The organism is Gibbsiella quercinecans (assembly GCF_002291425.1).
Classification (GTDB): Bacteria; Pseudomonadota; Gammaproteobacteria; order Enterobacterales; family Enterobacteriaceae; genus Gibbsiella; species Gibbsiella quercinecans.
Window position 1 is genome coordinate 1625013 of the sequence record NZ_CP014136.1, and the last position, 24159, is coordinate 1649171.

Sequence of the window (24159 nt, forward strand, 5' to 3'; positions counted from 1 at the left end):
TAAAACATCCCGATACATTTTTAAATTCTTCTCACGCTGGTTTATTTTTATTTATTAAAATTTTTATCAGGAAAAATATCGCCATATTTAAAAACAACACCGTTGATTTTAAACAGGTGTTACACCAGGATGTTACGCATAACGTGATGCCGGTTATATTTTTATATTCCCAGCCGATTAAAACATCAGTTTATTCAGTTATACCGGGTAGGATGTTTTTGATTTTGTCTTTAACAGGGGTAATAAAATGGCGGGTGAAAGCTATATTTTGATGGGCGTTTCAGGAAGTGGTAAATCGTTGATCGGGAAAAAGTTAGCAGATGAACTCGGTGCCAAATTCATAGACGGCGACGATCTGCATCCTGCCCGCAACATTGACAAGATGTCGCAAGGGATCCCGTTAACTGACGAAGACCGGTTGCCATGGCTTGCAAGGCTTAATGACGCCTCTTACAGCCTTTTTAAAAAAAATGAAATGGGCTTTATCGTTTGTTCTTCGCTTAAAAGAAGCTATCGCGACGTTCTCAGAAAAGGCAGCCCTCATATCGTTTTCCTGTGGCTGGACGGCGATTACCACGTCATTCTTAATCGCATGGCCGATCGTACCGGGCATTTTATGCCGGTAGAACTGCTGAAAAACCAATTTGAGGTGCTGGAGCGGCCGGATGCGACTGAACGCGATGTTATCCGCATCAACGTCAATGAGGGCATTGAACAGGTAATACGGCAATGTGAAAACGCCATCGCTTCGATTAAACAGGCCCGAGAAGCCGGCCCCGCGGTGGGCAGAGAGCATGCTAATCCGTAGCTGGGAACGCGCGGGCTTCCGCTATCAGTGCCATAAAGCGGATATTCGGGCTGCCCCGGGCATCCCGAATATCCGTTTTTTAATGACACACGGAATTAATTAGGCCGTACGGCGCGCGTTTTGATTCGAACTATAGATAGTTTCGCGCACCGGCTGGCTGCCGTTTTGCAGCACGACCAACCATTCATCCGTGGTCAGCACCGCCGCAAAGCGCGCCTGCAGCACAACGGAAAATACCCGATGAATCTCTTCAGCGCTGGCGCTGCCCGCGCGGTTTGCGTAAGACACCGCTCCCGTTGCATCGCTTAGAAACTCAACCGCCAGCCCGGCATGCAACGCGTGTTTGATGGTGGAGTCGTCGCAGTTTTGCGTCATATAACCAACCACCGTGAGCGTATCAATGCCATTGGCGGCCACCCACTCCCCCAATCCGGTGCCCGAGAACGCGCTGGGCATGGATTTCTCAATCGCCAGGGCACGCGGGCGGTTTGCTATCTGTGGATGAAGTTGCGCACCGTGCGATCCGCGAGCGAACAGCGGTGAATCTGCCGGCGCAAAGTTCTGCACAATCACCACCGGGATGCCATTCGCTTCGGCGGCATCCAGTGCTCTGCCGATGTTGGCGAGTGAAACCTGCCGATCGGGGTATTCGATGGGCAGATCGCCCGTGAAGTATTCATTTTGTACGTCAATGACGATTAACGCGCGTTTGCAAGCGGCCATGATGAACTCCGTATATCAGCAAAAGAATGGCTAGTGTGCGCCACGCCAGCGAGAGCCGCCATTGGCCCAAGTGACAATATTCGTTATAATCGGGCCAAAACTACCGCCGCGTCCGGGAGCCGGAAAATGACTTCACCCATCGTTGCCGTCGTCGCCTTCGACCATATCAGCCCGTTTCATCTCTCTGTGCCTTGCCTGGTGTTTGGCGATGAACGGCGGAACGGCAACCGCCCCTGGTTCAGGCTGCATGTCTGCGCAGCGGAAACTGGCCCGTTGCAAACCACGGCGGGTTTCACAGTGAGCTGCTCCGAAGGGTTAGCCGCGCTGGCGTCGACGGATATGGTGGTCGTCCCCAGTTGGCGCGACGTTAACGAAACCCCGCCGGAGGCTTTGCTGGATGCGCTGCGCCAGGCGCATATGCGCGGCGCACGCATTGTCGGGCTGTGCCTGGGCGCCTACGTATTGGCGGCCGCCGGCCTGCTCGCCGGGCGTAAAGCCACCACCCACTGGGCATGGGCCGAAGATTTCACCCGCCGCTACCCGGATACCGCGCTTGATGCCAGCGTGCTGTATGTGGAAGACGGTAACGTGATGACATCAGCCGGCGTGGCCGCCGGTATCGACTGTTGCCTGCATATCGTGCGCCAGCACTATGGCCATGAGGTGGCCAATCAGGTAGCGCGGCGCCTGGTGGTGCCGCCGCACCGCGAGGGGCTACAGGCCCAGTTCATTGAACAACCGGTGCCAAAGCAACTGACCGATAAGCGCATGGCCGAACTGCTGGATTGGCTGCGGGCCAATCTTCAGCAGCCGCACCCGATTGACGCCGTGGCCGACCGTCTTGCCCTGAGCCGGCGAACCTTCACCCGCAGATTCAAACGGTTGACCGGAATGACGCTCGGCGAATGGCTGCTGCAGGAACGCATCGCTCTGGCGCAACGGCGCCTGGAAACGTCTACGGCTCCGGTTGAGGCGATTTCCGCAGAGTGCGGTTTTGGCTCCGGCGCCGTCATGCGCCAGCACTTTGCACACCGATTAAAAGTCACCCCTTCCGCCTACCGCCGCGCATTCCAGGAGCGGCCGTTGGCAACGCTGACGGAAAAAGACGATTGACCTGGCAGCCCAAACCTTGCAGGGTAATACTCATGGGGCCAGAACCGCGTGCAGCCCCAGGCAAGCTGTCGCGAGCCATTGTTGATTCATTGCCAAAGGAGGTATGCGTGTTGACAATATGGGGAAGAAAAACCTCTTCGAACGTGCAGGCGTTAATGTGGTGCGTCGGTGAATTAGGTTTGCCGTATAAACGCCTGGACATCGGGCATAAATACGGCGGCAACGATACGCCGGCCTTTCTTGCCATGAACCCTAACGGCACGGTGCCGGTACTTAAAGACGGAGAGGATGAAGCCCTTTGGGAAACCGGGGCGATTCTGCGTTACCTCGCCACCCGTTATGCCACCGGCGCCTTCTGGCCGGCACAGCCGCAGGAACGTGCCAGGGTGGATAAATGGGCCGAATGGGCCAAACTGAACATCGCCCTTAACTTTACCGCGCCCGTGTTCTGGCGCGTTGCCAGAACCGCCAGCCGGGATCGCGATGCCGCCGCCATCCAGGCGGCCCTTGCGACTCTGCACGCCAAAATGGATATCGCCGAATCCCTGTTGGCGCAACAGGCATTTTTGGCCGGCGAGCAGCTCACGCTGGCAGACATACAGTTCGGGCATATTCTTTACCGCTATTTTGATATCGATATTGCCCGGCCCGCCTTCCCCGCTATTCGCGCTTATTATGAAAGGCTGACGCAGCGGCCGGCATTTGCCGAGCACGTAATGGTTTCCTATGACGAATTAAAAGTCACGTGATTGCCTGGCGTTGCGCTATCTGCCGCACTGCGGGTTTGAAATACCGGGGCCGCCCCCAGCTCACTGATCCTGGCGGCCAGGCGTCAGTTCCCCGGCGATCTGTCGCGCGGTTTTAATAAAATTATCCCTTAACGGATCGCGGATTTCGCTATTCCAGGCCAGGCCGGCCTGCCAGGATGTGTGGGGGCCGCTAAGGTGCACAAACCTGATGCCCGGCGGCGTGATAGAAAGCGCCCCTTGCGGGATCAGCGCACAGCCATTACCGGCGGCAACCAATGCCAGCAGCGTATGGATATCAGAGGCGTATTGCCCCACTGCCGGCGCGATAGCCCGTGATGCCAGAAAGCGGTTAATCTGCGTGGCAAGCCCGCGCCCGCGGTGTGGCGCCAACTGGAGCAAAGGGTGCTTCGCCATGGCCAATTCAGGTTGGTTATCGGGGATCGCCAGCGCAGGCATGGCCGGCACGGCCAGGAGAAGTTTCTCGGTTAATAGCGCTACCGCATCCAGCGGCGCCACCACCGGCAAACGGACAAAACCGGCATGGAGCCTGCCGGCGCGGATGTCTGCGCACTGCACGTCAGAGGGTATATCATCCAGCCGGATACTTACGCCAGGAAAGCGCTCACGAAACGCCATAATCACTTGCGGCGCCAGCCCAAAAAAAGACAGCCCAAACCCTAGCGCCAATTCCCCCGCGCTGCCTGCCGCAATATAGCCGGCATGAAGAAGCAACGCATCGTACTCGCCCAGCAGGCTTTTTGCCCTGGCATAGAGGCGCTGGCCCCCCGTCGTCAGCGTCGCGCCATGGCGCCCGCGAATAAACACCGGGAACCCAAACTGTAGCTCAAGCAGTTGGATTTGCTTGGTCAATGCCGGCTGGCTAATGCACAGCACCTCGGCGGCAAGCCGATAGCTCCCCTGATCGGCCAACGCCGCCATCGCCTTCAGTAACTTGATATCCATTCCGTTTTGTTATCTATGATGGAAATTATTTGATTATATCTTAATCGATCAATCTGATGAAATCCTGACTGAACTTGGCTCAGGAGAAAGATAATGAAGACAGATCTGCGTGTGGCCACCGTGCAGTTCCAGCACAAGGCCGGCGATAAAGCGTATAACCTCGCCACCATGGAAAATTTCATTCACCAGGCCGCCAAAGAGCAGGTAAAAATACTGGCGTTCCCCGAGATGTGCCTGACAGGCTACTGGCATGTGCCCAAATTACCTGCGCACGCCGTCCGGGCCCTTGCCGAGCCGGTGGCCACAAGCGCGGCGATCGGCCAGGTTGCGCACCTGGCGCAAGCTTACGATATGGCCATCGGCGTTGGCCTGATGGAAGAAGCGGAAGATGGCCGTTTATATAACGCCTACGTGGTCTGTATGCCCGACGGCACAAAGCACGTCCACCGCAAAATCCATGCGTTTGAACACCCCGAATTTTCAAAAGGCGAGCGGTTCACCGTTTTTGATTCGCCCTGGGGAGCACGCATTGGCATATTGATTTGCTGGGATAACAACCTGGTTGAGAACGCACGGGCAATGGCGCTGCTGGGCACAGAGATCCTGATTGCGCCGCACCAAACCGGCGGCACTCATTCCCGTAGCCCGTACGGTATGAAGCCGATCCCAAAAGCCCTGTGGGAAAACCGCCATCGCGATCCGCAAAGCCTGCGCGCGGCGTTTGCCGGGGAAAATGGCCGAGGGTGGCTGATGCGCTGGCTGCCCTCACGCGCCCATGACAACGGGATGTTTATCTTATTCAGCAACGGCGTGGGCCTGGATGATGATGAAATACGCACCGGCAATGCGATGATCATCGATCCTTATGGCCGTATCGTGGCCGAAAGCGAGGCGATTACGGATGATATGGTGACATGCAGCATCGATCTCTCGCTAATCCCCCTAAGCACCGGCCGCCGTTGGATATATGGCCGCCGGCCGGAGCTTTATGGGCTACTGACGCAAAAGCAGGGCTATGAGCGTGATGCGCACGATGCCCGCTTCTCTGATGAGCCTACTGCTATCAGTAAAAAATAACCTGCAGGCTACGCCGCCGAGGCAGCACACTGCCCCGGCGGCTATCTCTGCATTCGTGGCTTATTTAATAACAGGTTTAGGCATTCTGGTATAAATCCCAGCGGTTGCCATAGATATCTTCAAATACCACGACCATGCCATATTCTTCCTGACGGGGCTCTTCGCAAAAATGTACGCCGTTCGCTTTCATGGCGTGGTAATCACGCCAGAAATCATCCGTTTGCAGAAATAGAAACACCCGACCGCCGCACTGGTTGCCAATAAAAGCCTCTTGCCGTGGGTTAGATGCCCTGGCAAGCAGAAGATTACAGTCGCTTTCCGGGTTCGGCGTTACCACCACCCAACGTTTCCCCGGCTGTGGCGTATCTTCCACCAACGTGAACCCCAGTTTATTGGTGTAGTAATCAATTGCCCGATCGTAATCATCGACAACGATAGCCACGTAGCCCATGCACCTTTTTTGCGTTCTCAATCATTCCCCCTTGTTTTCCAGAAACCTTGCCTGCATAGCCAGTTAAACATAACACCGATTCGAATAATCGCTATGCAGGATGATGGGGGCGGCACGGCTTGCCCGGCCACTTATATTGGGCCAGCATTCTTTTTGCAAAACCGGATTGCTATGAAATTTAACCGTTTTGCCAGAGACACAAATCCAGGCGTATTATTCTGCACACTATTCCCCATAAATAAGGAGCAATACCGATGGAACCCCAATTACCTGATATCGGCGTTTTATTTGTAGCTGGCTTTGGGCCAATCACAACGGACAGCAAAAGCAGCCAAGCCCTGTACCTCAACCTGCTGGGGCTACCGCTCAAGCCGTTAGCCGAAAACCCGGATTACCTGTTGGTTGAGGAAGGGGCGTTAGAGGGCATAAAGCATTTCGCGCTCTGGCCATTGAACCAGGCGGCGCAATCCTGCTTTGGCCGTGATGACTGGCCTGCTGATCTGCCCGTGCCGCAAGCATGGCTGGAATTCGACGTTGCCGATATTGCGGTAGCGACCGAAAAATTAATCGCGACGGGCTATCATTTGCTGATCGCAAACCGCGAAGAACCTTGGGGGCAAAAGGTAACGCGTTTCCTTAGCCCAGAAGGGTTGTTAGTCGCCGTGAGTGAAACGCCCTGGTTGCGCAACAAAGCGTAATGAAAAGCAGAAAAAACCGCCTGCCCTATTCCATCCATATTGGAATTATTTCCAATTATATAATTAATATTTTGGCTGAAGTGGCAGGCCTTGTATTTGTAAATAGGGCATAGCAAACGGAGTGAAGCCACCGGCAATGATTTGTCTTCATTTTTAGTGAATTTTTTGCGAAAATCCGGCGAATTATGCTTTCCATATAGCCTGGCGTATTTGCTGTACGCATAACAACGTTAAAAAAGGCTTACTGAGGCAGTATCACCAGTAAGGCCAAGTGGGGTTTCCGCTGGCCATACGATAATAGGGATGAACGACGAGTGTTATTCACAGTTTGCATGTTTGCCAAGAGCTCGCTGGTTTTGCTTATCGATGCACTGACAACCTATTCAGCGGGTAAAGACGCGATCAGAGCCTTTTCCAGATTTTGGCTGTTTTTCGTTGCTGTCGCCTCATTCGCCGGGTTTATCGCAGATATATTGTATAATTGGCTGCTAATGGGCTGATTAGCCGATTTAATGATTAAAAATCACGTAAATACAGCCCTTTTCTTTTCAATTTTTTAAATCCATCTGTTTTTTTCATGCATTTTACCGACTGTTGTTACCCCTGCGGATTTAACCTCCCCGAGCCGGCCACTGGCGCAGAAGAACTTAAACAGCAGCTTCCTCTACATTCAAATAGTATTATGATGTAATAATATCAATAAGTTAAAAAACATACGTATTTTCCCATCGCACAATAGTTTATTTTTCCAAAGGTAATCCTAGAATACTGACACGCGGCATGGAAAAATTACATCAGGTTTCCGCTAATTAAAACAGGGTGATGGAATGCTTGAACTGTTTGACGTCAGCTATGAAGAGCTAAAAATTACACGATCAAATGAGCTTTACCGACTGAGAAAAAAAACTTTCAGTGACCGCCTGGGATGGGATGTGGTATGCAACCGCGATATGGAGTTTGATGAATTCGATAACCCCGCGACACGTTACATTCTCGGGCTATGTGAGGGGCAGTTAGTTTGCAGCGTGCGCTTTATCGGCCTTGAGCAGCCCAATATGATAACCCATACGTTCAACTCGTGCTTTGGCTCGGTATGCCTTCCCGATACGGGTATCGAATCAAGCCGCTTTTTTGTCGATAAAGAACGCACCCGGCAACTTCTCGGTGAGCGTTACCCCATCAGCCGGGCGTTATTTCTTGCCATGATCAATTGGGCACGCCATAACGCGCATAGCGGCATTTACACCATTGTGAGCCGGGCGATGCTAACCATCCTGAAGCGTTCCGGATGGCGCTTCAGGCTACTGAAAGAGGGTTTTCTCAGCGAGCAAGAACGCATCTATTTGGTGTTTGTTCCCACAGAACAGCAAGATCAGGATCACATGGCCGCAGGGATCATCACCGCGCTGGGCTGCCCTGCCCCATCCGCCGTTACTTGGCCGCTGTCGCTGCCGAAGTAATCAGTTCCAATTCAACGCCCAGCCGGATGGCCTGGCGGGCGTTGCTGACGCCCAGTTTAATGACGACATTCCCCATGTGGTGCTTCACCGTACTGACGGAAATGCCGAGGATAGCGGCCACTTCGCTATAGGTTTTCCCCATGCTGGCCCAGTACAGTACGTCACTCTCCCGTGGGGTAAAAATGGGTTTGCCTTCAACCGACTTATCCTGCTGCCTGCCAGGTGAGACAGAATCGGCAAGGCGATACATTTGTTCATTAATATCAATTAATAACATCTGCATAGCCCCCCGTTCAGAAGACAGGCGCGCCTCCAGATTGTTGTCCCCTTTGCTGCCGATGAGGATAGACAACAGGGCCAGATTATTCATCTGATCGTGCAGTACAAACGTATACCCATTAACAACATTGTACTTTTTGGAAAGGGAGAATATTTTTGTGAACTTCAGGTCTGACATTAGGGTGATGTTTTCATCCCAGACAAAGGGGGATACACGCTTGAAAGCGGTCAGTATCACCGGGTCTGTAAGCTGAAAATTGTTAGCGCGATAGAGATTAAACCACTCATCAGGATAGCTGGAAATAATCAGGACATCTGACGGTTTTTTCTTGTTAACTACGGTGTAGGCGTATTCAGGGTTGCCCAGCGGGGACAGTTTCCTATCGATATAGTCCCGAAGCGTCTCCATAATTGCATGATTTTTACTGAAAACCGAAAACATAAAGGCTCCCTGACGGTCGTTTTTCCCGTTTAGCGTGCATGTATGCACTTAAGTACAGGTATTGATAGAACTTAAGTACAAGTTACGCGAGCAGTTCTACACCCTATAATAAACTCAGTTGTGTTGATGGCCAAAAAAACTGACCAATCAGGCCAGGCCGCTAATTCAGCCAACACCAGGGAAAATTTTCCGGCCAGACAGGGCATACAAAAAGTCACTGCTGGCCGGGCTTCTTACTTTAGCCTGTCTTAACAATACTATCAAACCCCGCTTTCCTGCTGCGGCTCACCTGACGCTATTGGGACCTGACACAGGTTATCCTATCCCCTGCCGCCTGTTTATGATACTCATCGCTTGCCTGAAAACAGGAAAATGCGCCGCTGGCAAATTCAACGCTTCCCCCCTCTACGCGCCTGACAGTCCGCAGTATGACGGGATTGCCTCTAGTGATGAAATTTTCATCACTCTGGTCGTGTGAAAAACGAGAACCTGCTCACTGATCAAACAAACCTAAACGTTTATGTTCTAACTCATAAACGTTTAGGTTAGAGAAATAATCGTTTATGTAGCCACTCAACACCCATAAATGCAGAGTATGGAAAATGCGAAAAGCAACGATGCGGAACGTCAGTGAAGCCACGGGTTTTTCTATGTTCACTGTCTCGCGCGCACTGAATGGCGGAGATGGCGTTTCAGAAGAGAGCCGAGAACTTATATTAAAAGTGGCTCGGGAACTGGGCTATGTCCCCAATCGCGCCGCCCAGGCACTGCGTCGTTCCAGCAGAGACTCTGTGGCGGTCATTACTGCACACGCGTCAAACTCTTATTACCTTAACCTGATGTCAGGTATTCAGCAGATTCTGCAACCCTCGCAATGGACTGTCGTTCTGGGTGATATTGCCGTTAATGGAACGTATGATCGGGCCCAGGAAGCGCGGATGATAAACCGCCTTATCGAATCCCGTATGGCCGGCATCATTTCTACCGTAACGCTACAATCGGAAAGTCTTGATCTCCTGGCAAAGTGGGAGATCCCTGTCGTGTTTGTCGACTCCCCGCCCCAGGGTGAGCATGACTTCCCAAGCGTAACAACAGATAACTACAATGCCAGTCTGCTGGTAGGCAACCACCTGGCACAACATGGATATAAAGACTGGCTGCTTTTAATTTATCCGGATCGCTGGACAACACGCTTTGAACGCGAGAGGGGGATCAGTGACGCAGCACATCGTTGTGGTGCGAAATTACAGGTACTTGAAACAGACAACGATGCGGTATCTGCCTCTGACAAACTTGGCCAGTATTTAGATCAGCGAGAAAAACTCCCTGATGTATTAATCGCCGGTAACAACCCGATATTATTGGGTTCACTTAAGCAGTTACAACAACGAGGGATTACCATCCCCACAGATATTGCATTAGTAAGTTATGACGAATTTGACTGGGCGCCGTTATTAAACCCACCACTGACAGTACTGAATGAGAACAGTGAAGAGATTGGCAGACAAGCATCTAACATGCTCATCAGGTTGATTAAAAGAGAGGAAAATGCGGAAGGGCTCACTGCGGTAGATACGCAACGTAGAGTTCCGGCTGAACTTGTCATTCGTCAATCATGTGGGTGCTGCAATTCCGGCGAAAAATCAGGAGAAATAACTGAATAATCAATTTAATTCCATCTATTTTTATATTTATAACATTTAAATCAGGTTGAATTTTCAACCTGAAATACTGAAAAAAACATCAGGGAATTATATCTGAGGCACACCCATACCTATCTGTACCTTCATATAACAAGTAAGTAAAGGGGAATAACATGACCAAACTTCATAAAACATGGCTGGCTGTCGCGGTTACAGCAGTTATGACCACCATGATCGGGTTCACCCCCACCGCCAGTGCGGTAGAACACAATGGCAAAAAAATCTCACGTATTGGGCTTATGGTTCAGGACATGTCCAACCCGTTCTTTTCAGCAATGGAAAGGAATGCCAAGCAAGCTGCCGCTGAAATCGGGGCCACCATTAATATTCAGGATGCCCAGGTTGATCTGGCGAACCAGAACACACAGATCGATGCCTTCATTCAGCAAAAAATGGATCTCATCATCATTTCAGCTGTTGATGAATCCGGGATTGAACCTGCAATTCAAAGGGCGAAAACCTCCGGCATTATTGTCATTGCTGTCGATACGCCCGCTAAAGGCGCAGATGCTGCAATCATGACAAACGCCATTCAGGCTGGTGAAACATCCTGCGAATATTTGTTTAGCCAGATGGGCGGAAAAGGAAAGGTATTGCTGGTTGACGGAACCCCTATCCAGACCATCATCGATCGAATTAAAGGTTGTAAGAACGTCGCCAGCAAATATCCGGATATCCAGATTGTCGGCCAGCAAGCATCACGCAATGACCGCGCCTCCGGCCTGATGGTAACCACAGATATGCTGACAGCCCAGCCGGATGTATCAGGCATTTTCGGCATGAATGATCCATCAGCTCTGGGCGCAGTCCTGGCTGTGGAGCAGGCAGGTAAGGCAGGCGCCATAAAAGTCACAGGCGTCGACGGCAGCCCGGAAGCGGTGGACGAACTCAAACGCAACGGTTCCCCGTTCATTGGAACAGCTACGCAGAATCCAGGGGAAATGGTACGTAGGGCAATCACACTCGCTCAGGATATCGCAGCAGATAAGCCTGTTCCTTCCCGTACGATTCTCATCCCAAGCGTGCTGGTCACTCGCGATAACGTGGGTAGTTACCCAGGTTGGTAAATACACAACGCTAAGACATAGCAACGGGATGAAGCTCGGGGTCATCCCGGAGGGCAACAACAATGGCAGAAAAATCATCACCCCCTTTACTCCGGCTGGACGGTATATCAAAACGCTACGGCGCGACGCTGGCTCTCAACAACGTACGTTTTGATTTGTATGCCGGAGAGGTACATGCCCTCATGGGAGAAAACGGAGCGGGTAAATCAACGCTGATGAAAATCCTTTCCGGGAATGAGCAACGTGATAGCGGGCATATTTTTAAGAACGGACAAGAAATTGAGATACGCGATCCCCGAGATGCCCGCAAATATGGCATTGCGATCATTCATCAGGAGCTCAATACGGTTCCCGATATGACGGTCGCAGAAAACCTTTTTCTTGGGCAAGAACCCACATCTTTCGCCGGCATTCTGGACAGAAAAAAAATGTATCAGGAGGCAAAGAAAAAGCTTGAGCGCATCAATGCCGATATCGATCCAGGGTTACCGCTTGGCTCATTGAGCATCGGTCGCCAGCAAATGGTGGAAATTGCCCGAGCCGTCAGTGAAAACGCAAAAGTACTCGTGCTTGATGAGCCGACGGCAGCGCTCTCGCGTGCAGAAACGCTCGAATTATACCGGCTGATAGAACAAATGCGGCGGGACGGCGTTGGCATGGTGTATATCTCTCACCGAATGGAAGAAGTGTGGCAGCTAGCCAATCGCGTGACTGTTTTCCGGGACGGCACCTACATCGGCACAGAAAAGATGGGCGACATTTCCACCACCGATGTCGTGCGCATGATGGTTGGCCGCCAAATTGTGGATTTGTATCAACATGCTCCCCGCACTCCCGGGGAAGTGTTGCTCGACGTCCAAGAACTCGCAGGCAAAGCGACCGGACCGGTATCTTTCCAGGTCAGGGCCGGCGAAGTTGTCAGCATGTCCGGCCTGGTTGGTTCTGGCCGTACCGAAGTCGCAAGATTGTTATTTGGCGCCGACCAGAGAACCCATGGCACGGTGCGCATCGGCGAAAAAGAGAGCCACCCTTCAGATCCTACCGCTGCCATAGCAGACGGCATCGGGATGGTTACCGAAGACAGGAAAAGCCAAGGGCTGTTTCTGGGCCATTCCGTAGAGCACAACATTGATATCAGTTCGCTGGAAAACTTTGTTTCTGCCGGTGTCGTCAGGCGTAAAACAGTCCGTTCGGCTGTTCTTGAACAAATGCAAAAATTACGTCTGCGTAAAAACGCCGTTGACCTGCCTGTCAGCGCTTTATCCGGCGGGAATCAACAAAAAGCGGCGCTGGCCCGGTGGTTATTACGTGACTCACGCTTGCTTATCCTTGATGAGCCCACCCGAGGCGTGGATATCGGCGCCAAAAGAGAAATATATGAACTGATAGATAAGCTCGCCCGAGCAGGGAAAGCAATCCTGGTGATCTCTTCTGACCTGCCGGAAGCCATCGGAATAAGCGATCGCCTTTTGGTCATGCGCGCTGGTCGTATCGTTCACGAATTACCTTCCTCATCGGCAACGGAGGAGCAAGTCATGCTGCATGCAACAGGAACTTTTGTCAGTAAATCAGGAGAATGCCATGAACAATAATAAACCTGTGACAGAGCACCCCGTTAAAGCCCCATTTGATTTTGCGAAATGGTGGGATCGTGTGGGTATTTTGATCGTTCTGTTGGTGCTTCTGGTTCTCATGTCTACGTTTGCACCCAACTTTAACCGTATAGATAACCTCCTGAATATCGCCAGATCAATTTCCGTTAACGCCATTCTGGCAGCCGGTATGACATTCGTGATTTTAACCAGCGGTATTGATTTGTCGGTTGGTTCAATTGTGGCGGTGTCGGGCGTGGTGTCTGTCGTGGCGGCCATGGCGGGCATTCCTGCCCCCCTGGCGATTCTGGCCGGCGTGGGCGTGGGCGCGCTTTGCGGCCTGTTAAATGGCGTATTGTCTGCCTACCTTGCCCTTGCCCCCTTCATCGTCACGCTTGGCACCATGACGTTCCTGCGGGGGATGGCTTACACAATCACTGAAGGGCAGCCCATTGTCTCAAGCAGTCTCAGCTTCCGTGAACTGGGTAACGGCTATCTCACGGGGATTCCCATTCCTGTCATTATCATGGCGATGGTTTATCTGCTGGCCTGGTTCGTGCTTGAACGCACCCGCTTTGGGCGCCATATCTATGCCGTAGGCGGAAATGCGCAAGCAGCACGGTTGGCAGGGGTGCGTGTAAAACGCGTTATTGCCTCTGTCTATATGATTGCCGGCGTATGCGCAGGCCTTGCCGGCATTATATTTTCCGCAAGGGTTATTTCAGCACAACCAACGGCCGGTACAGGGTATGAGCTTGATGCGATTGCCGCGGTCGTTCTAGGGGGAACCAGTCTCGCCGGTGGCCGTGGACGGATAATTGGTACCCTGATAGGGTCTATCATTTTGGGGGTACTCAGCACCGGCCTCATTCTCCTCAGCGTTCCTTTTTTCACTCAGCTTCTGATCAAAGGCATCGTCATCATTCTTGCCGTGGCGATTGATGGCCTGAAACAGCATCCGGAGCTGTTCACTTTCTGGCGAAGAAAAGAAACCGCCCCGCCCCGTTAGCATCCAATGCGGTTTTGTTTTACCCGCCGCAGGGGCGGTGGGCCTCTGCTTTCTGAAATTCTGATGGAGTACGGTCATGACATATCAAATCACACTGAGCGATCCAATAAAGGGATATCGGCATTACGAACCGGTAACGTTTACGGTTCCCGAAATGCTGAAGGGGGATTTATGGTGGGCCATTACTGAAAAGGGAGAGCGCATTCTTTGCCAGCGTCTTAAACATTCGCTGACTGAAGGTTCCACGTCTTTTATCGCAACGGTTAATTTTGAAGGTACGCTAAATTTAAGGCTGGACAGCCCCTGTAATGCGTCAGAATCCGTGGCAGAACAAGGTATCCAAAAACTCACGGGCAGAGAAACAGACTGTTTTGTTCGTCTGAATACGGGGTGTTTTGATTTGGAAATGTGCCGCGGCACGGCTCAAGGCGTAGGTTCTTCAAAATGGGGGATTCGCCATTTCAGACGAATACAAGACAATATAGAGCTACTCCCATCAGGCAATAATGCTATCGGGGGTTTTTATGGCCCGTTCTTTACACCGGAGAACGGCCTTATTAATCCGCCAGAACATACTGTCGTGGATATCGAGGTTATTGAGGAAGGCCCGGTATACCATCACTACCGGATGCACGGGGTTATTCCTGATGGCCTGCTACCGGAACTGTGCAATAAGCATTTCTCGATTGACTGGAAATTCAGCTGGAATACACCGTATTTTCAGCGACGTTACCGTATCGACAACTTCTCGACGGTCATCAACGGGCGTTCTGTGACCAACAAAATTACCGTAGGTGATGAGTTTGAAAGTGGCCCCGGGAAACTCGTTTTTGACCGTTTTGCTGCATACGGTGGTACTCGTTATCGCGCCGGCGATCCCTATGCCGAAGAACTGGTCGCGATGGTTGCCCATACGGTCGCAACATCCGAGAGCCAGAACCCGAAATTCGCTGAGTTCAGGGAGCAGTTATCCGATATGGCCGCTGCGCACTGGGATCTCTACTGGCGAATGTTCTGTAAATGGGAAAACGTTCTGAATGATGCCGAGATAGGCGAGAGGCTTGGATTAGTCCGCGCCCAGGCACATGTCAGGGCAGATCTGAATGACCGCCCCTGGATTATCACTGAATCCCCGGTCGATGTTTCTGCGGCTCCCCATGAAACAATATTCCCCGGGCCAGCCAACAAAACGGTTGAATACGATTCCGCCAGCGGCAGGGCTATGGTGTGGTGGACTTCAAGCCCCTCGGGCGCATTTCAGATCGTTCAACGCCGCCAGTCCGGATGGGTTAACTGGGGAAGTAATAGTGAGAACGAATGCCCAGAACTGCCGGTTGGTGTCGATATCAAAACAGCTTATGGCATATTTGCGGACAACTGGGTTCACATTTCCGATCAAATGGAAAAATCCCCGTCGGTACTGGTCCGCTATCACCCGGATGGAGGTAGTCAACTATGATTCTATGTTGCGGTGAGGCCTTGATCGATATGCTGCCACGCCAGACCAGCGACAATGCGCTGGCATTTGTGCCCTGTGTGGGTGGTGCAGGATTTAATACCGCGATTGCCCTTGGCCGTCAGGGAATCCCGGTTAGTCTCTTTTCCGGCCTTTCTGACGATTTTATGGGGGATATGTTACGCCAGGCTCTTGATGCCGCTTGCGTTGACTATTCCTGTTCCACACGAAGAAAGCTACCGACAACGCTGGCATTTGTGAGGCTGGTTAATGGCCAGGCACAATACACATTTTACGATGAGAACAGCGCAGGCCGGATGTTATTAGATAGCGACATGCCGAAATTAAGTCATGATGTTGCCGCTATTTTGTTCGGTTGTATTAGCCTAATCGCCGAACCCTGTGGAAGTATTTATGAAGCGCTGATGGCCAAAGAAGCTGCCAATCGGGTTATGTTTCTGGACCCAAATATTCGTGAAGTATTTATAAAAGATCGAGAAAAACACTATTCACGTATGATGCGAATGATCGCGATGGCGGATATTGTGAAACTTTCTGACGAAGACCTGGCCTGGTTTGCTGAAGAGGGAGACGAAGATCACATCATCGCCAGATGGCTGACTCTCGGCCCCAAATTGGTTGTCGTAACCCGCGGGGCACAGGGCGCTGATGCCTGGACCTCAAATTTCAAAATACATGTATCAGGGATCAGTGTTCCGGTTGCCGACACCGTCGGAGCCGGCGACACGGTTAATGCCGGTATTCTGGCGCATTTTTATCAGGAGGGGCTCCTCGATAAAAGTCAGCTTATTGCTTTAACCCGCGAGCAGGTTCGAGACGCGGTCAGGCTTGGTATGCAAGCTGCAGCGATTACCGTCTCCAGACCCGGCGCTAACCCGCCATGGGATCACGAACTCCAATCGTTCAAGCGCTCGTAAACGATCGGCATGACGCCATAGCAATCAGCCTTTGACGGCAGAGCTTAGAATGTTATGCCATGCTAAAAACATGACAGCGGAATCACGTTATCAAGCCGATAAGTTAAAATAAATGGTTAAATTAAGACAATATCAACCGCCAGCCTTGGCGAGGCATTGTCCACTTTTTCTGCACATTATTGTGCAACGCACGATGTATCCCGGATCTGGCTATAGGCGGTTACATCCAGCTTATATAATTTACAGGCATGACTAATATGAAGAATTTACTTATTTCGCTTTTGTTCGTTTCTCCAATCGTTCTGGCCTCTGCTGAAATGACCCCGCCAGAACGTGCAGCGCTTAATTTTAACAAGTGGTACATCGGACAGCTTGAAAAAGATGCATCCCCTTTAACTGATTTTACCTCGTTAAATAAATATGTTACCAGTGACACCATAAAGTCGTTAAAAAATCTTTATTCCGGTGACAGTAATGATAAGGACATGCCAGATTCGGATATGTTTACCAAGGCTCAGGATTATAATGACGACTGGAATCAAGTAAATGTCATTTCATCTGATTTTGATGCTGCATGTACCCACGTATATATTGCTTTCGGTGATAAAAAAGATCATGTCATTGCAGACTGCATGGTACAGGAAAACAACAAATGGAAAATCAGGTCCGTAACACTGATAAAGTAACGCTAGCATGGCATATGGTGGTCTGCTTGCCCATGGTAACAGGCTCGTCACGGGCCTCATCATCCATGCCATGGGTTTCCCCACCGCGTAACGCCGTTGTCGCAATCATCGAGACAAATTCCCCCACTCAACAATCGCCTCTTCAACAACCCGCGCGGGCAGAAATTCCTGTTCCAGGCGACCACACGGTAGGCTGGTTAAATAACGATAAAAATCAGCTTCTTCATTAAGCAAGCCATCTGGGATCGCCTCCTGAGCTTTTACTGGCTCAGTAACGGCATTATGGCAGGCATATTTATCAAACAATGTCCGATTCATGAGCAGAACATCAAGACTCGGAAGACAGCACCTGGCCCTGGCCAGCATGAGTAATCCCCAACTGTCCATATCCCCCCAATAGGCCACGTATTTCTCCCCCAGAACAGGGCTGGATAACCATTGCACATCAAGACCACAGCCGAGAATAGCAATAGTATCAGGTAAGGGCGGGAGCTGATGAAGACACCGTTCGTTTTCAATCACCAGCACACGCGAAGCAGGCAATGCCGTTTCCGCCAGTTCCGCCGTCGTGACTCGGCATTTTTTGAAGGGAAGTAATCCAGGCGACAGTGGTACCACCAGAACCCAATGACTGGCTTCATCAAATGCATTGAGAAAAGTCGTTAATCCCTGTTCACTGGCTTCACCAGAAAAACGCACGTCCAGCAGTCGAGTTAATAACGGAATATTGTTCTCGATAAATTTAGTATCTACCCCTTGCCCCGAAAGTAATCTTAACGGTAGCCCTTTTGAGCAGCCAGGCGTTAATTGGCAAGCCAGTCTGGCTGCATTAATAATGTCCTGCGGATCTCTGTGCCGCCAGAGAGAACGGTGGCTGACCAGCAGCGGATGAAAAATGGGATCGACATGCTCAATTATGCTCTCCAGCAAGCGGAACTCCCGATTCACCACCGGATCCGCCGCCGCGTTGATCCAGTCTGAAGGGCCATTCAGGAGCCAGCGTAACGGCATTGATACCGGCCTGTCGCTCGCCCGATAACTTATCTCCTCCCATTCGACGCGCCCGACTTCCACTTGCCGCCATGACTGCACATGGCGCAAAACACACGGAGTATGCTCTACGAATACCTTAGCTGAAGGTTTACCAATGGACAGACACAGCGGCCAGTTACCAGGCACAAGTAAACGCTCAGTCCGGAGTTTTGCATTATCCCATTGTCGGGCAATTTTTTTGCGCAGTTCGTCTGGAGAATACATCCTATTCTTTCTCCCGCCGCTGGTAGTGTTGCTCAAGTTCTTCCCAGCTCAGGGAGGCCATATTCGAATCCTGACCGCGCCGGTGGACGACAACAGCCGAGCGGGTATGGTCACGTAGCAGGCGCATTTCTTTGTTGGGCGTGATGAATACCGCGTGTAGGCCAAACTCTTTAAGCGCGGCGATGATCCTTCCCGCCACGGCGTGAGAACTACGAGAAAAGGCTTCATCAAGGATAATGGTACCGAACAGCGGATAGCTACTCCCCTTAGGGCAAAGCGCATAGCTGAGTGACGCGGTCAACACGTAAGAAGCGATAATCTCTTTTTCTCCGCCGCTACCGCCCTGCGAGCCAGTACGTGACTCAATCACATTTCCGCTCAGGCGATCCATCACCGATACAGCAAACTCCAGACGAAAACGCGGATCCAGCAACGCCTTCGCCCCCAATGTACGATTCCTTTCACAGGCATCGCGGAGCTGCGCCACCAACACCTGCAGGGCCTTATAATGGCTCTCGCCGTTATCATCAACAAACCGTGCCGCGTTCAACTGACGTTGTGCTTTTTCAAGCGTGCGCAGGCTTTCATGGATCACCTTTTTTGTGTCCAGACGCAGGTAGCGGCCTGGCTGAAAATCTACCCGGAACATGGTTGCGTTTAGCTCACTCAGGCGCTCCTCAATCATAAGCACCTCATGCTCAATATGACTGAGTAGCTGTGTTACGCCGTCGTCGGATGAACGATTCAGATAGTCAAGGAAGCGGTTAAGCTTTTCCGGCAAGGCTTCTTCGGTCAGTTCCTGCAAACGCTGTAAATAAGCGGGAATATCGTCCAGATCAGCCCCTGCTTCAGCAAGCGCGCCGGTATCCACCCGTTTGGCTTCCGACATTCGTCGTATAAGCTCCCCATTAAGGGCATTCAGTTTTGCTTTAACACCTTCAATATCCTCATGAAGCCTACGCCCATGCTGGCGTTCCAGGTCACGAATATCCAGCAGCCGCTCCATCGTCACAGTGGGAAAATGTAAGGTGCACAGCTCCCGTTCTTCACCCAACATACCTTGTTGAGCAATTTGTTTGGCCTGCCGCTCTGACTCGGAGGCCGCTTCAAGGCTTTTTTCCAACCCTCCGGTAGTCTTACTGGCTTTCTGAAGTTGCTTCTCAAGCTCAGTAGCAACATGCCGTGCTTCAGCTAGCATCATGTTTGCAATGCTGACGTCGGAGTCTGGGCGGGTCAGGTTTTCCAGCCGCTCCTGGAGTTGCGCCAGTTGGCTCGCGACACCAGGAACATCAATATCATCGAAGTTGAGTTGTACAATTTGTTGGAGTAACGAGGCCTGACTCTGTAGCTGCTCCACCTCGCCTTTCACAAACTCAAGCGCTTGGTCTGCGGTTTTCACCTGCTCCTGAAGCGCGGCGATCTCTTTTGCGAGAAAATCCAGGCGATCACGGTTATCGAACCCGGTTAACCAGTCTTCATCAAGACGTTTTTGATCCTGTTTATCATAAAAACGCTGCTTACCAGACATCAATCCTTGAACAGTCATGGCATAAGGCGTATCGCGTAGCTGTTCTGGGCTATCAACACAATGCCTGTCGCTGTCTGCCAGTAAGGCCTTTACTGCCTCTCGCCACGGATGCTCTTTCCACAACAGTTTGCGGGTAAAGCCATCGTCGAAAAATCGGGCGGGAGAGTGCGGTAATTTAACTTCCAATAGCCGCACATGCAGACGGTTATTGCGCTGATTTACCCAGCGTAACGCTTGCGGCGCAGATTCTGGCGAGACAAGGATACGCAGCCGATTGCTACCGATAGCGCGCTCAATCGCACCGCGCCACTGCGCCTCTTCGGGTTTTACCTGGATCAGTTCAGCAACGAAAGGGAGTTCAGCTTCATCAATACCTAACGCTTCTGCCAGCTCGCTACGGAATGTCTGATAATTTGCAGGAAGGTTAGAGCCTGGACGACGCGCGATCTCTGCGCTTTCTTCCTCCAGTTCCCGAAGTTTTTCAGTAAAATTGAGACTGAGAGCGCCTTTTTGATACGCCTCATCCCGTTTCAGCTTTATTTCATCCGCAAGTTGCTCGCACCGAGTTGCAGCTTCATGCTGATTCGCCTCCAGCTGTGGCTGGCTCAGGTCGTGCGATAAGCCAAGATTATGGGTCAGTTGTTGATACTGGCGTGCCTGATTTTCTCTTTTGGTTAACTTTTCTTGCCAATCTTTGATGCGCTCGTTCAGCTCATCAATATTTGCACCGCCAACCTGGAGATAGCGCTGCAGGCAATCAGTAACCACCGTTCTCTGTAACTCAAGCTGCGCCTGAAGCCGTTCTTCGCCAACCTCTGCCTCACCAAGCTCGCCTTCAAGACGACTGACTCTCTCCCGCCAGAGCTGGCTTGCCTGTTCCGCAAACCAAACGGGCAACAGCGATTCCAGCGCCTGCTTGTCGGCAAGCTGAATCTCCTGCTCCTGGTATTTTGCCCAGTTCAGGGCGACAGGCTGCAAAGCGTGCTGCTGCTTGCGTGCCGTTTCCAGCTCCTGGTGAATTTCAGTCAGGCCATCAAAGCTGTTCGCCACCTCCGTTGCACGATCAAAGGCGGAATGATCATCCAACACCAGCTCGCGGAAAATCTCATCAATGCTGTTTAGCTGTTTTAATCCGGCAGCCCGGTTTAACAACGTAAATGCATTTTCCCCCACCTCAAAGTAATCCCGCAGGCGCGCCAGATACTGTTTTTTATTCGGCCATGTCCAAATCCCGGTCGCTTCTTTTTCCATTTGCTTCAATTGCCGCGTGCCGCCGTCATGATAAACGTTCAGCCAGTGCTCCAATGTCTGCTCGGGATTATCACTGAACAGCCAAAGCCTTTTCATATCCGATACGCTGGAACTGGTTGAATCAAACCACAGCAGCGCCCCCAGACGAACCTGTTGCCCTTCTCGCGCAAGCGTTGCAGCGATGCCGGTCACGGTTTTACCCGGCCTGGCGATATGCGATTGCCCTTCCCCTCCATCGCCAGGGCCGGATACACCACGCACATAAGAGATAAGATCGCGATCGCTTTCATGCCCCCCGGTTGAAGCCAAGTTGTAGCGCGGACTGGCACAGAGTAACGTCATCAATGCATCGACCAGCGTGGTCTTCCCGCTCCCAGTGGGGCCAATCACAGCCGTACCCTCCTGGTGGATTGCTGCCTGATGCAGCCCATGAAAGCCCCCCCAGTTAAACACTTCAATACGGGTAAGAATGAAAGATTCCTTTCCTGCCAGACGAACCTCCTGATTCATACTTCCTCCTCGCTGTTATCCTTTTCTGGCGCGTCATTTGGGGATGTTTGTTGGGCTATCTGTTCCCGCAACCATGCCAGTAATGCCTGAAGATTTATCGGATCTGCAAGATGGGCAATAATCGGGCGAATAACGATCCGTTCATGAGCATCCGGTGATGTCACCACCCCATGGCCCTTTAGTTGATCTATCAGAACCATCAACCGGTTGCGTTCTTTTGATTCACTTCCTGGATCACCAAGGTAGATTTGTAATTGGGGAAGGAGATCGTCTATAGCGATCTGCGCCTGGTTGGCACCGGTTCCACTCTCCTGCTCCCAGGCAACAAAATGCTGGCGCAGAATAGCAACCAATAATGATTGTTCAAGATTAAGCCGCTGCCGCCGCACCAACGGATGCGACCATTCATCCTGTTCTGGCGTTTCATCAAGCCGGACTTTGACATACAGTAGCCCGCGAATCTCATCAATGCCGATATCCAAATCGAGAGGTTCCAGAATACGAGTAACCTCTTCCGGATTGGTGAGTACAACGCGGTACAGATTGGGTTTACTGGCCTCTTCCAGCAGGCCGTATTTGAGCAGTTCTTGGGCCGCTTCGCGTATTTTTTTCAACGTTCGCGTTTCACTGCCAACAGAAACCGCTTCAACCAGCTCATCGGCCGCCTCTTCGCCCAACTGCTCAGGTTCACTGTCTACATATGCCGTGACGTGCCGGTTAATCAGTTTGTCAAAAAAACCCGCCATACGTACTACTCCCAGTCAATATCGATTAGAGTCTGACGTTCCAGCCCGGTAGTGGGCAGATTAAATCGCCAGCGGCGGCCTTCGTCATCACTAAGTTCAGAAAATTCACGCTGCGAATCAATGACATCAATGCCAGCTTCTCTTGCCATGCCAATCCAGACGGCGAAAGTTTCGAGATCGTGAACAGGGGGCAGTAGTGTCGCCAATTCGGCAAGACCAACGGGGCGTTTTTCCTGTGCCAGAACCTGCAACGTCTGATGAATTAGCGCCTCACGATCAAGACCGTTGAAAGCTGCCCAAAAATCATCGCCAATCTGCGCTAAATCAGCGGCATGGTTACTGAGATCCAGCGTTTGTTCCGCTTCATCATCCACTTCTTTAAAACGTAAACGCTCAATAGCAGGAACCCCCGTTACAGCCACGCCAACAGCAGGAAGCGGAACCTCTTTTTTGCGTACGGTCTGACGCTGCCAGTCGAGCTTTAACGCCAAATTCAGAAATTCGTTAAGCAGTTGGCCAACACGGTGATGCTCTGCAGCCAGGCCGGTTTTCATAAAACCGCGGACATCTCGCTCGCTACGGGCCCGTGCCTGGAGGACGGTTTGCGATTCATCCACAAGACGTTTAACCAACCAACGCAGATCGTGCCGCTGTACGCGGTTGAGCGCATCGGAAGCGACGGGGTGACTGAGAATCACGCGCAGTCGTTCACTCATTGCGGTCAATTCAGCTGACTGGCGGAGCTGTTGTTGAAAACTGTCGAAAACTCTTCCTTCAGGCGTATTAAGCAGCGCATCCTGGTCGTTCAGTAGGCGCTCAACGATATCGCCACGGTGATGTGGCTCACCGATAATTGATTGTCGCAGAGCACGGTCAGCTTCACGCCATGAGTCTTCAACCCGGCGAAAATCAGCCCTCAGGCTGGAAGCCAGGTTGAAAACCTCACGAATATGCTCAACCGCTTGATGCGCTTCCAGCACCTCAATATGCCCGGCTTCCACCTCCTGTAATTCACGCTCCAGTTCGGCAATACGACGCCGCAAGGTGGAAATTCGGTTTGCCGGATTAGGATTCAGCCTGGTTTCTAGGTTTTCAATTTCTCGTTGTACGATAGACAAACGGGAAGCCGTAGATGTCATGAAACGATTATCCAGCGTCTCAACAAAGGTAATGGCGACCTCAAGTGCGTCGGTGGCAAAGATACGCCCATCCCGTTCGACAATTAAGCGGCGTTTTATCCATTCTCGTAATTCGCGGCTGGCTTGAAGTGATGGGTTTTCCTGGTTAATTTCATACTGCTCCTGGCTCACATGCTCGACAAGAATACCGGCGAGAGACTGGATTGCTTCTTCAAGCGGGATACCGTCATGTGATTTTTCAAACAGCGTTTTCAGGCAGCTCAACACCAGCGGAGCACGACGAGTAGCAAGAAGTATCCAGGCAGGATGTTGATTTCTTGCCGAAATGTAGCTTTCCGTACGCTGCTTTGTGTTTTCTTCCATGTCACAGAACCTTCAAGAATGCCCGTTGAGGTATACAGACCAAGATAATTCGCCATTGCGGATTTTTTCTCCAGCCCCCGCCATTAATTTGTGATTTTCATCACAATATTCCCATCGGTTATTTTTATTCATTCCCGAGCAGGAAACAGGA

At 51.5% G+C, this 24159-nt stretch carries 21 protein-coding genes and 1 pseudogene; 13 read left to right on the forward strand and 9 right to left on the reverse strand.

Annotation, left to right across the window (positions count from 1 at the left end):
* The first annotated feature begins 247 nt into the window (after nucleotides 1-247).
* Nucleotides 248-808: a gluconokinase gene (gene idnK / locus ACN28Q_RS07530; RefSeq protein WP_095845782.1), complete on the forward strand. Its 561-nt coding sequence runs from the start codon at nucleotides 248-250 to the stop codon at nucleotides 806-808.
* A gap of 99 nt (nucleotides 809-907) precedes the next feature.
* Here idnK and ACN28Q_RS07535 read toward each other — a convergent pair whose 3' ends face one another.
* Nucleotides 908-1531, reverse strand: coding sequence for a cysteine hydrolase family protein (locus ACN28Q_RS07535; RefSeq protein WP_095845783.1), 624 nt, complete (start codon nucleotides 1529-1531; stop codon nucleotides 908-910).
* A gap of 126 nt (nucleotides 1532-1657) precedes the next feature.
* Here ACN28Q_RS07535 and ACN28Q_RS07540 point away from each other — a divergent pair, with 126 nt between their 5' ends.
* Together ACN28Q_RS07540 and ACN28Q_RS07545 are read left to right on the forward strand one after the other, a co-directional pair.
* The gene (locus tag ACN28Q_RS07540) at nucleotides 1658-2644 is read left to right on the forward strand and encodes a helix-turn-helix domain-containing protein (RefSeq protein ID WP_095845784.1); all 987 of its coding nucleotides are present in this window, start codon (nucleotides 1658-1660) and stop codon (nucleotides 2642-2644) included.
* Nucleotides 2645-2751: 107 nt separating this feature from the next.
* Nucleotides 2752-3393: a glutathione S-transferase family protein gene (locus tag ACN28Q_RS07545; protein WP_095845785.1), complete on the forward strand. Its 642-nt coding sequence runs from the start codon at nucleotides 2752-2754 to the stop codon at nucleotides 3391-3393.
* Between the two features lie 60 nt (nucleotides 3394-3453).
* Here ACN28Q_RS07545 and ACN28Q_RS07550 read toward each other — a convergent pair whose 3' ends face one another.
* Nucleotides 3454-4356 (reverse strand): LysR family transcriptional regulator, encoded by a 903-nt coding sequence (locus ACN28Q_RS07550; RefSeq protein WP_095845786.1) that lies wholly within the window; start codon nucleotides 4354-4356, stop codon nucleotides 3454-3456.
* Between the two features lie 93 nt (nucleotides 4357-4449).
* On the opposite strand from ACN28Q_RS07550, the gene ACN28Q_RS07555 reads away from it, so the two are divergent.
* Entirely contained in the window at nucleotides 4450-5433 is a 984-nt protein-coding gene (locus ACN28Q_RS07555) for a nitrilase family protein (RefSeq protein ID WP_095845787.1), read from the forward strand.
* Nucleotides 5434-5509: 76 nt separating this feature from the next.
* Here the strand turns inward: ACN28Q_RS07555 and ACN28Q_RS07560 are convergent, their stop codons facing one another.
* Nucleotides 5510-5905, reverse strand: a complete 396-nt coding sequence (locus ACN28Q_RS07560) for a VOC family protein (protein WP_095845788.1) — start codon at nucleotides 5903-5905, stop codon at nucleotides 5510-5512.
* A gap of 233 nt (nucleotides 5906-6138) precedes the next feature.
* Here ACN28Q_RS07560 and ACN28Q_RS07565 point away from each other — a divergent pair, with 233 nt between their 5' ends.
* Both ACN28Q_RS07565 and ACN28Q_RS07570 read left to right on the forward strand, forming a co-directional pair.
* The gene (locus ACN28Q_RS07565) at nucleotides 6139-6582 is read left to right on the forward strand and encodes a VOC family protein (protein WP_095845789.1); all 444 of its coding nucleotides are present in this window, start codon (nucleotides 6139-6141) and stop codon (nucleotides 6580-6582) included.
* 827 nt (nucleotides 6583-7409) lie between these two features.
* The gene (locus ACN28Q_RS07570; protein WP_095845790.1) at nucleotides 7410-8042 is read left to right on the forward strand and encodes an acyl-homoserine-lactone synthase; all 633 of its coding nucleotides are present in this window, start codon (nucleotides 7410-7412) and stop codon (nucleotides 8040-8042) included.
* Here the strand turns inward: ACN28Q_RS07570 and ACN28Q_RS07575 are convergent.
* Nucleotides 8014-8763, reverse strand: coding sequence for a helix-turn-helix transcriptional regulator (locus ACN28Q_RS07575; RefSeq protein ID WP_095845791.1), 750 nt, complete (start codon nucleotides 8761-8763; stop codon nucleotides 8014-8016). The genes ACN28Q_RS07570 and ACN28Q_RS07575 overlap by 29 nt on opposite strands.
* 602 nt (nucleotides 8764-9365) lie before the next feature.
* Between ACN28Q_RS07575 and ACN28Q_RS07580 the strand changes: the two genes are divergently transcribed.
* The 7 genes from ACN28Q_RS07580 (at nucleotide 9366) to ACN28Q_RS07610 (ending at nucleotide 17214) form a co-directional block, all read left to right on the forward strand.
* Nucleotides 9366-10427: a LacI family DNA-binding transcriptional regulator gene (locus tag ACN28Q_RS07580; protein ID WP_095845792.1), complete on the forward strand. Its 1062-nt coding sequence runs from the start codon at nucleotides 9366-9368 to the stop codon at nucleotides 10425-10427.
* Between the two features lie 152 nt (nucleotides 10428-10579).
* Nucleotides 10580-11533: an ABC transporter substrate-binding protein gene (locus ACN28Q_RS07585; RefSeq protein WP_095845793.1), complete on the forward strand. Its 954-nt coding sequence runs from the start codon at nucleotides 10580-10582 to the stop codon at nucleotides 11531-11533.
* 62 nt (nucleotides 11534-11595) lie between these two features.
* Nucleotides 11596-13125, forward strand: coding sequence for a sugar ABC transporter ATP-binding protein (locus tag ACN28Q_RS07590; RefSeq protein ID WP_095845794.1), 1530 nt, complete (start codon nucleotides 11596-11598; stop codon nucleotides 13123-13125).
* Nucleotides 13115-14134, forward strand: a complete 1020-nt coding sequence (locus ACN28Q_RS07595) for an ABC transporter permease subunit (protein ID WP_095845795.1) — start codon at nucleotides 13115-13117, stop codon at nucleotides 14132-14134. The genes ACN28Q_RS07590 and ACN28Q_RS07595 overlap by 11 nt, the downstream gene beginning before the upstream one ends.
* 76 nt (nucleotides 14135-14210) lie before the next feature.
* Complete coding sequence (locus tag ACN28Q_RS07600) at nucleotides 14211-15593, forward strand: hypothetical protein (protein ID WP_095845796.1); 1383 nt, start codon at nucleotides 14211-14213, stop codon at nucleotides 15591-15593.
* 29 nt (nucleotides 15594-15622) lie between these two features.
* The gene (locus ACN28Q_RS07605; protein ID WP_230469462.1) at nucleotides 15623-16528 is read left to right on the forward strand and encodes a carbohydrate kinase family protein; all 906 of its coding nucleotides are present in this window, start codon (nucleotides 15623-15625) and stop codon (nucleotides 16526-16528) included.
* Between the two features lie 257 nt (nucleotides 16529-16785).
* A complete protein-coding gene (locus tag ACN28Q_RS07610) occupies nucleotides 16786-17214 on the forward strand; it encodes a DUF3828 domain-containing protein (protein ID WP_095845798.1) in 429 nt (142 codons plus the stop codon).
* A gap of 105 nt (nucleotides 17215-17319) precedes the next feature.
* Here the strand turns inward: ACN28Q_RS07610 and ACN28Q_RS07615 are convergent, their stop codons facing one another.
* The 5 genes and pseudogenes from ACN28Q_RS07615 to ACN28Q_RS07635 form a co-directional block, all read right to left on the reverse strand.
* Nucleotides 17320-18471, reverse strand: coding sequence for a DUF3322 domain-containing protein (locus ACN28Q_RS07615; protein WP_095845799.1), 1152 nt, complete (start codon nucleotides 18469-18471; stop codon nucleotides 17320-17322).
* A 1-nt stretch (nucleotide 18472) separates the two neighbouring features.
* The gene (locus ACN28Q_RS07620) at nucleotides 18473-19840 is read right to left on the reverse strand and encodes an SbcC/MukB-like Walker B domain-containing protein (RefSeq protein WP_329957326.1); all 1368 of its coding nucleotides are present in this window, start codon (nucleotides 19838-19840) and stop codon (nucleotides 18473-18475) included.
* A 1716-nt stretch (nucleotides 19841-21556) separates the two neighbouring features.
* Nucleotides 21557-21760: pseudogene (locus ACN28Q_RS07625) on the reverse strand (ATP-binding protein); the annotation flags it as partial.
* Nucleotides 21757-22506 (reverse strand): DUF4194 domain-containing protein, encoded by a 750-nt coding sequence (locus tag ACN28Q_RS07630; RefSeq protein WP_095845801.1) that lies wholly within the window; start codon nucleotides 22504-22506, stop codon nucleotides 21757-21759. The pseudogene ACN28Q_RS07625 and the gene ACN28Q_RS07630, both read right to left, overlap by 4 nt.
* Before the next feature lie 5 nt (nucleotides 22507-22511).
* A complete protein-coding gene (locus ACN28Q_RS07635) occupies nucleotides 22512-24008 on the reverse strand; it encodes a DUF3375 domain-containing protein (protein ID WP_095845802.1) in 1497 nt (498 codons plus the stop codon).
* Nucleotides 24009-24159 lie beyond the last annotated feature (151 nt).

Coding starts and splice junctions, on each gene's coding strand:
- idnK (WP_095845782.1), top strand. CDS start 248: ATGGCGGGTGAAAGCTATATTTTGATGGGCGTTTCAGGAAGTGGTAAA.
- ACN28Q_RS07535 (WP_095845783.1), bottom strand. CDS start 1,531: ATGGCCGCTTGCAAACGCGCGTTAATCGTCATTGACGTACAAAATGAA.
- ACN28Q_RS07540 (WP_095845784.1), top strand. CDS start 1,658: ATGACTTCACCCATCGTTGCCGTCGTCGCCTTCGACCATATCAGCCCG.
- ACN28Q_RS07550 (WP_095845786.1), bottom strand. CDS start 4,356: ATGGATATCAAGTTACTGAAGGCGATGGCGGCGTTGGCCGATCAGGGG.
- ACN28Q_RS07555 (WP_095845787.1), top strand. CDS start 4,450: ATGAAGACAGATCTGCGTGTGGCCACCGTGCAGTTCCAGCACAAGGCC.
- ACN28Q_RS07565 (WP_095845789.1), top strand. CDS start 6,139: ATGGAACCCCAATTACCTGATATCGGCGTTTTATTTGTAGCTGGCTTT.
- ACN28Q_RS07570 (WP_095845790.1), top strand. CDS start 7,410: ATGCTTGAACTGTTTGACGTCAGCTATGAAGAGCTAAAAATTACACGA.
- ACN28Q_RS07575 (WP_095845791.1), bottom strand. CDS start 8,763: ATGTTTTCGGTTTTCAGTAAAAATCATGCAATTATGGAGACGCTTCGG.
- ACN28Q_RS07580 (WP_095845792.1), top strand. CDS start 9,366: ATGCGAAAAGCAACGATGCGGAACGTCAGTGAAGCCACGGGTTTTTCT.
- ACN28Q_RS07585 (WP_095845793.1), top strand. CDS start 10,580: ATGACCAAACTTCATAAAACATGGCTGGCTGTCGCGGTTACAGCAGTT.
- ACN28Q_RS07590 (WP_095845794.1), top strand. CDS start 11,596: ATGGCAGAAAAATCATCACCCCCTTTACTCCGGCTGGACGGTATATCA.
- ACN28Q_RS07595 (WP_095845795.1), top strand. CDS start 13,115: ATGAACAATAATAAACCTGTGACAGAGCACCCCGTTAAAGCCCCATTT.
- ACN28Q_RS07600 (WP_095845796.1), top strand. CDS start 14,211: ATGACATATCAAATCACACTGAGCGATCCAATAAAGGGATATCGGCAT.
- ACN28Q_RS07605 (WP_230469462.1), top strand. CDS start 15,623: ATGCTGCCACGCCAGACCAGCGACAATGCGCTGGCATTTGTGCCCTGT.
- ACN28Q_RS07610 (WP_095845798.1), top strand. CDS start 16,786: ATGAAGAATTTACTTATTTCGCTTTTGTTCGTTTCTCCAATCGTTCTG.
- ACN28Q_RS07615 (WP_095845799.1), bottom strand. CDS start 18,471: ATGTATTCTCCAGACGAACTGCGCAAAAAAATTGCCCGACAATGGGAT.
- ACN28Q_RS07630 (WP_095845801.1), bottom strand. CDS start 22,506: ATGGCGGGTTTTTTTGACAAACTGATTAACCGGCACGTCACGGCATAT.
- ACN28Q_RS07635 (WP_095845802.1), bottom strand. CDS start 24,008: ATGGAAGAAAACACAAAGCAGCGTACGGAAAGCTACATTTCGGCAAGA.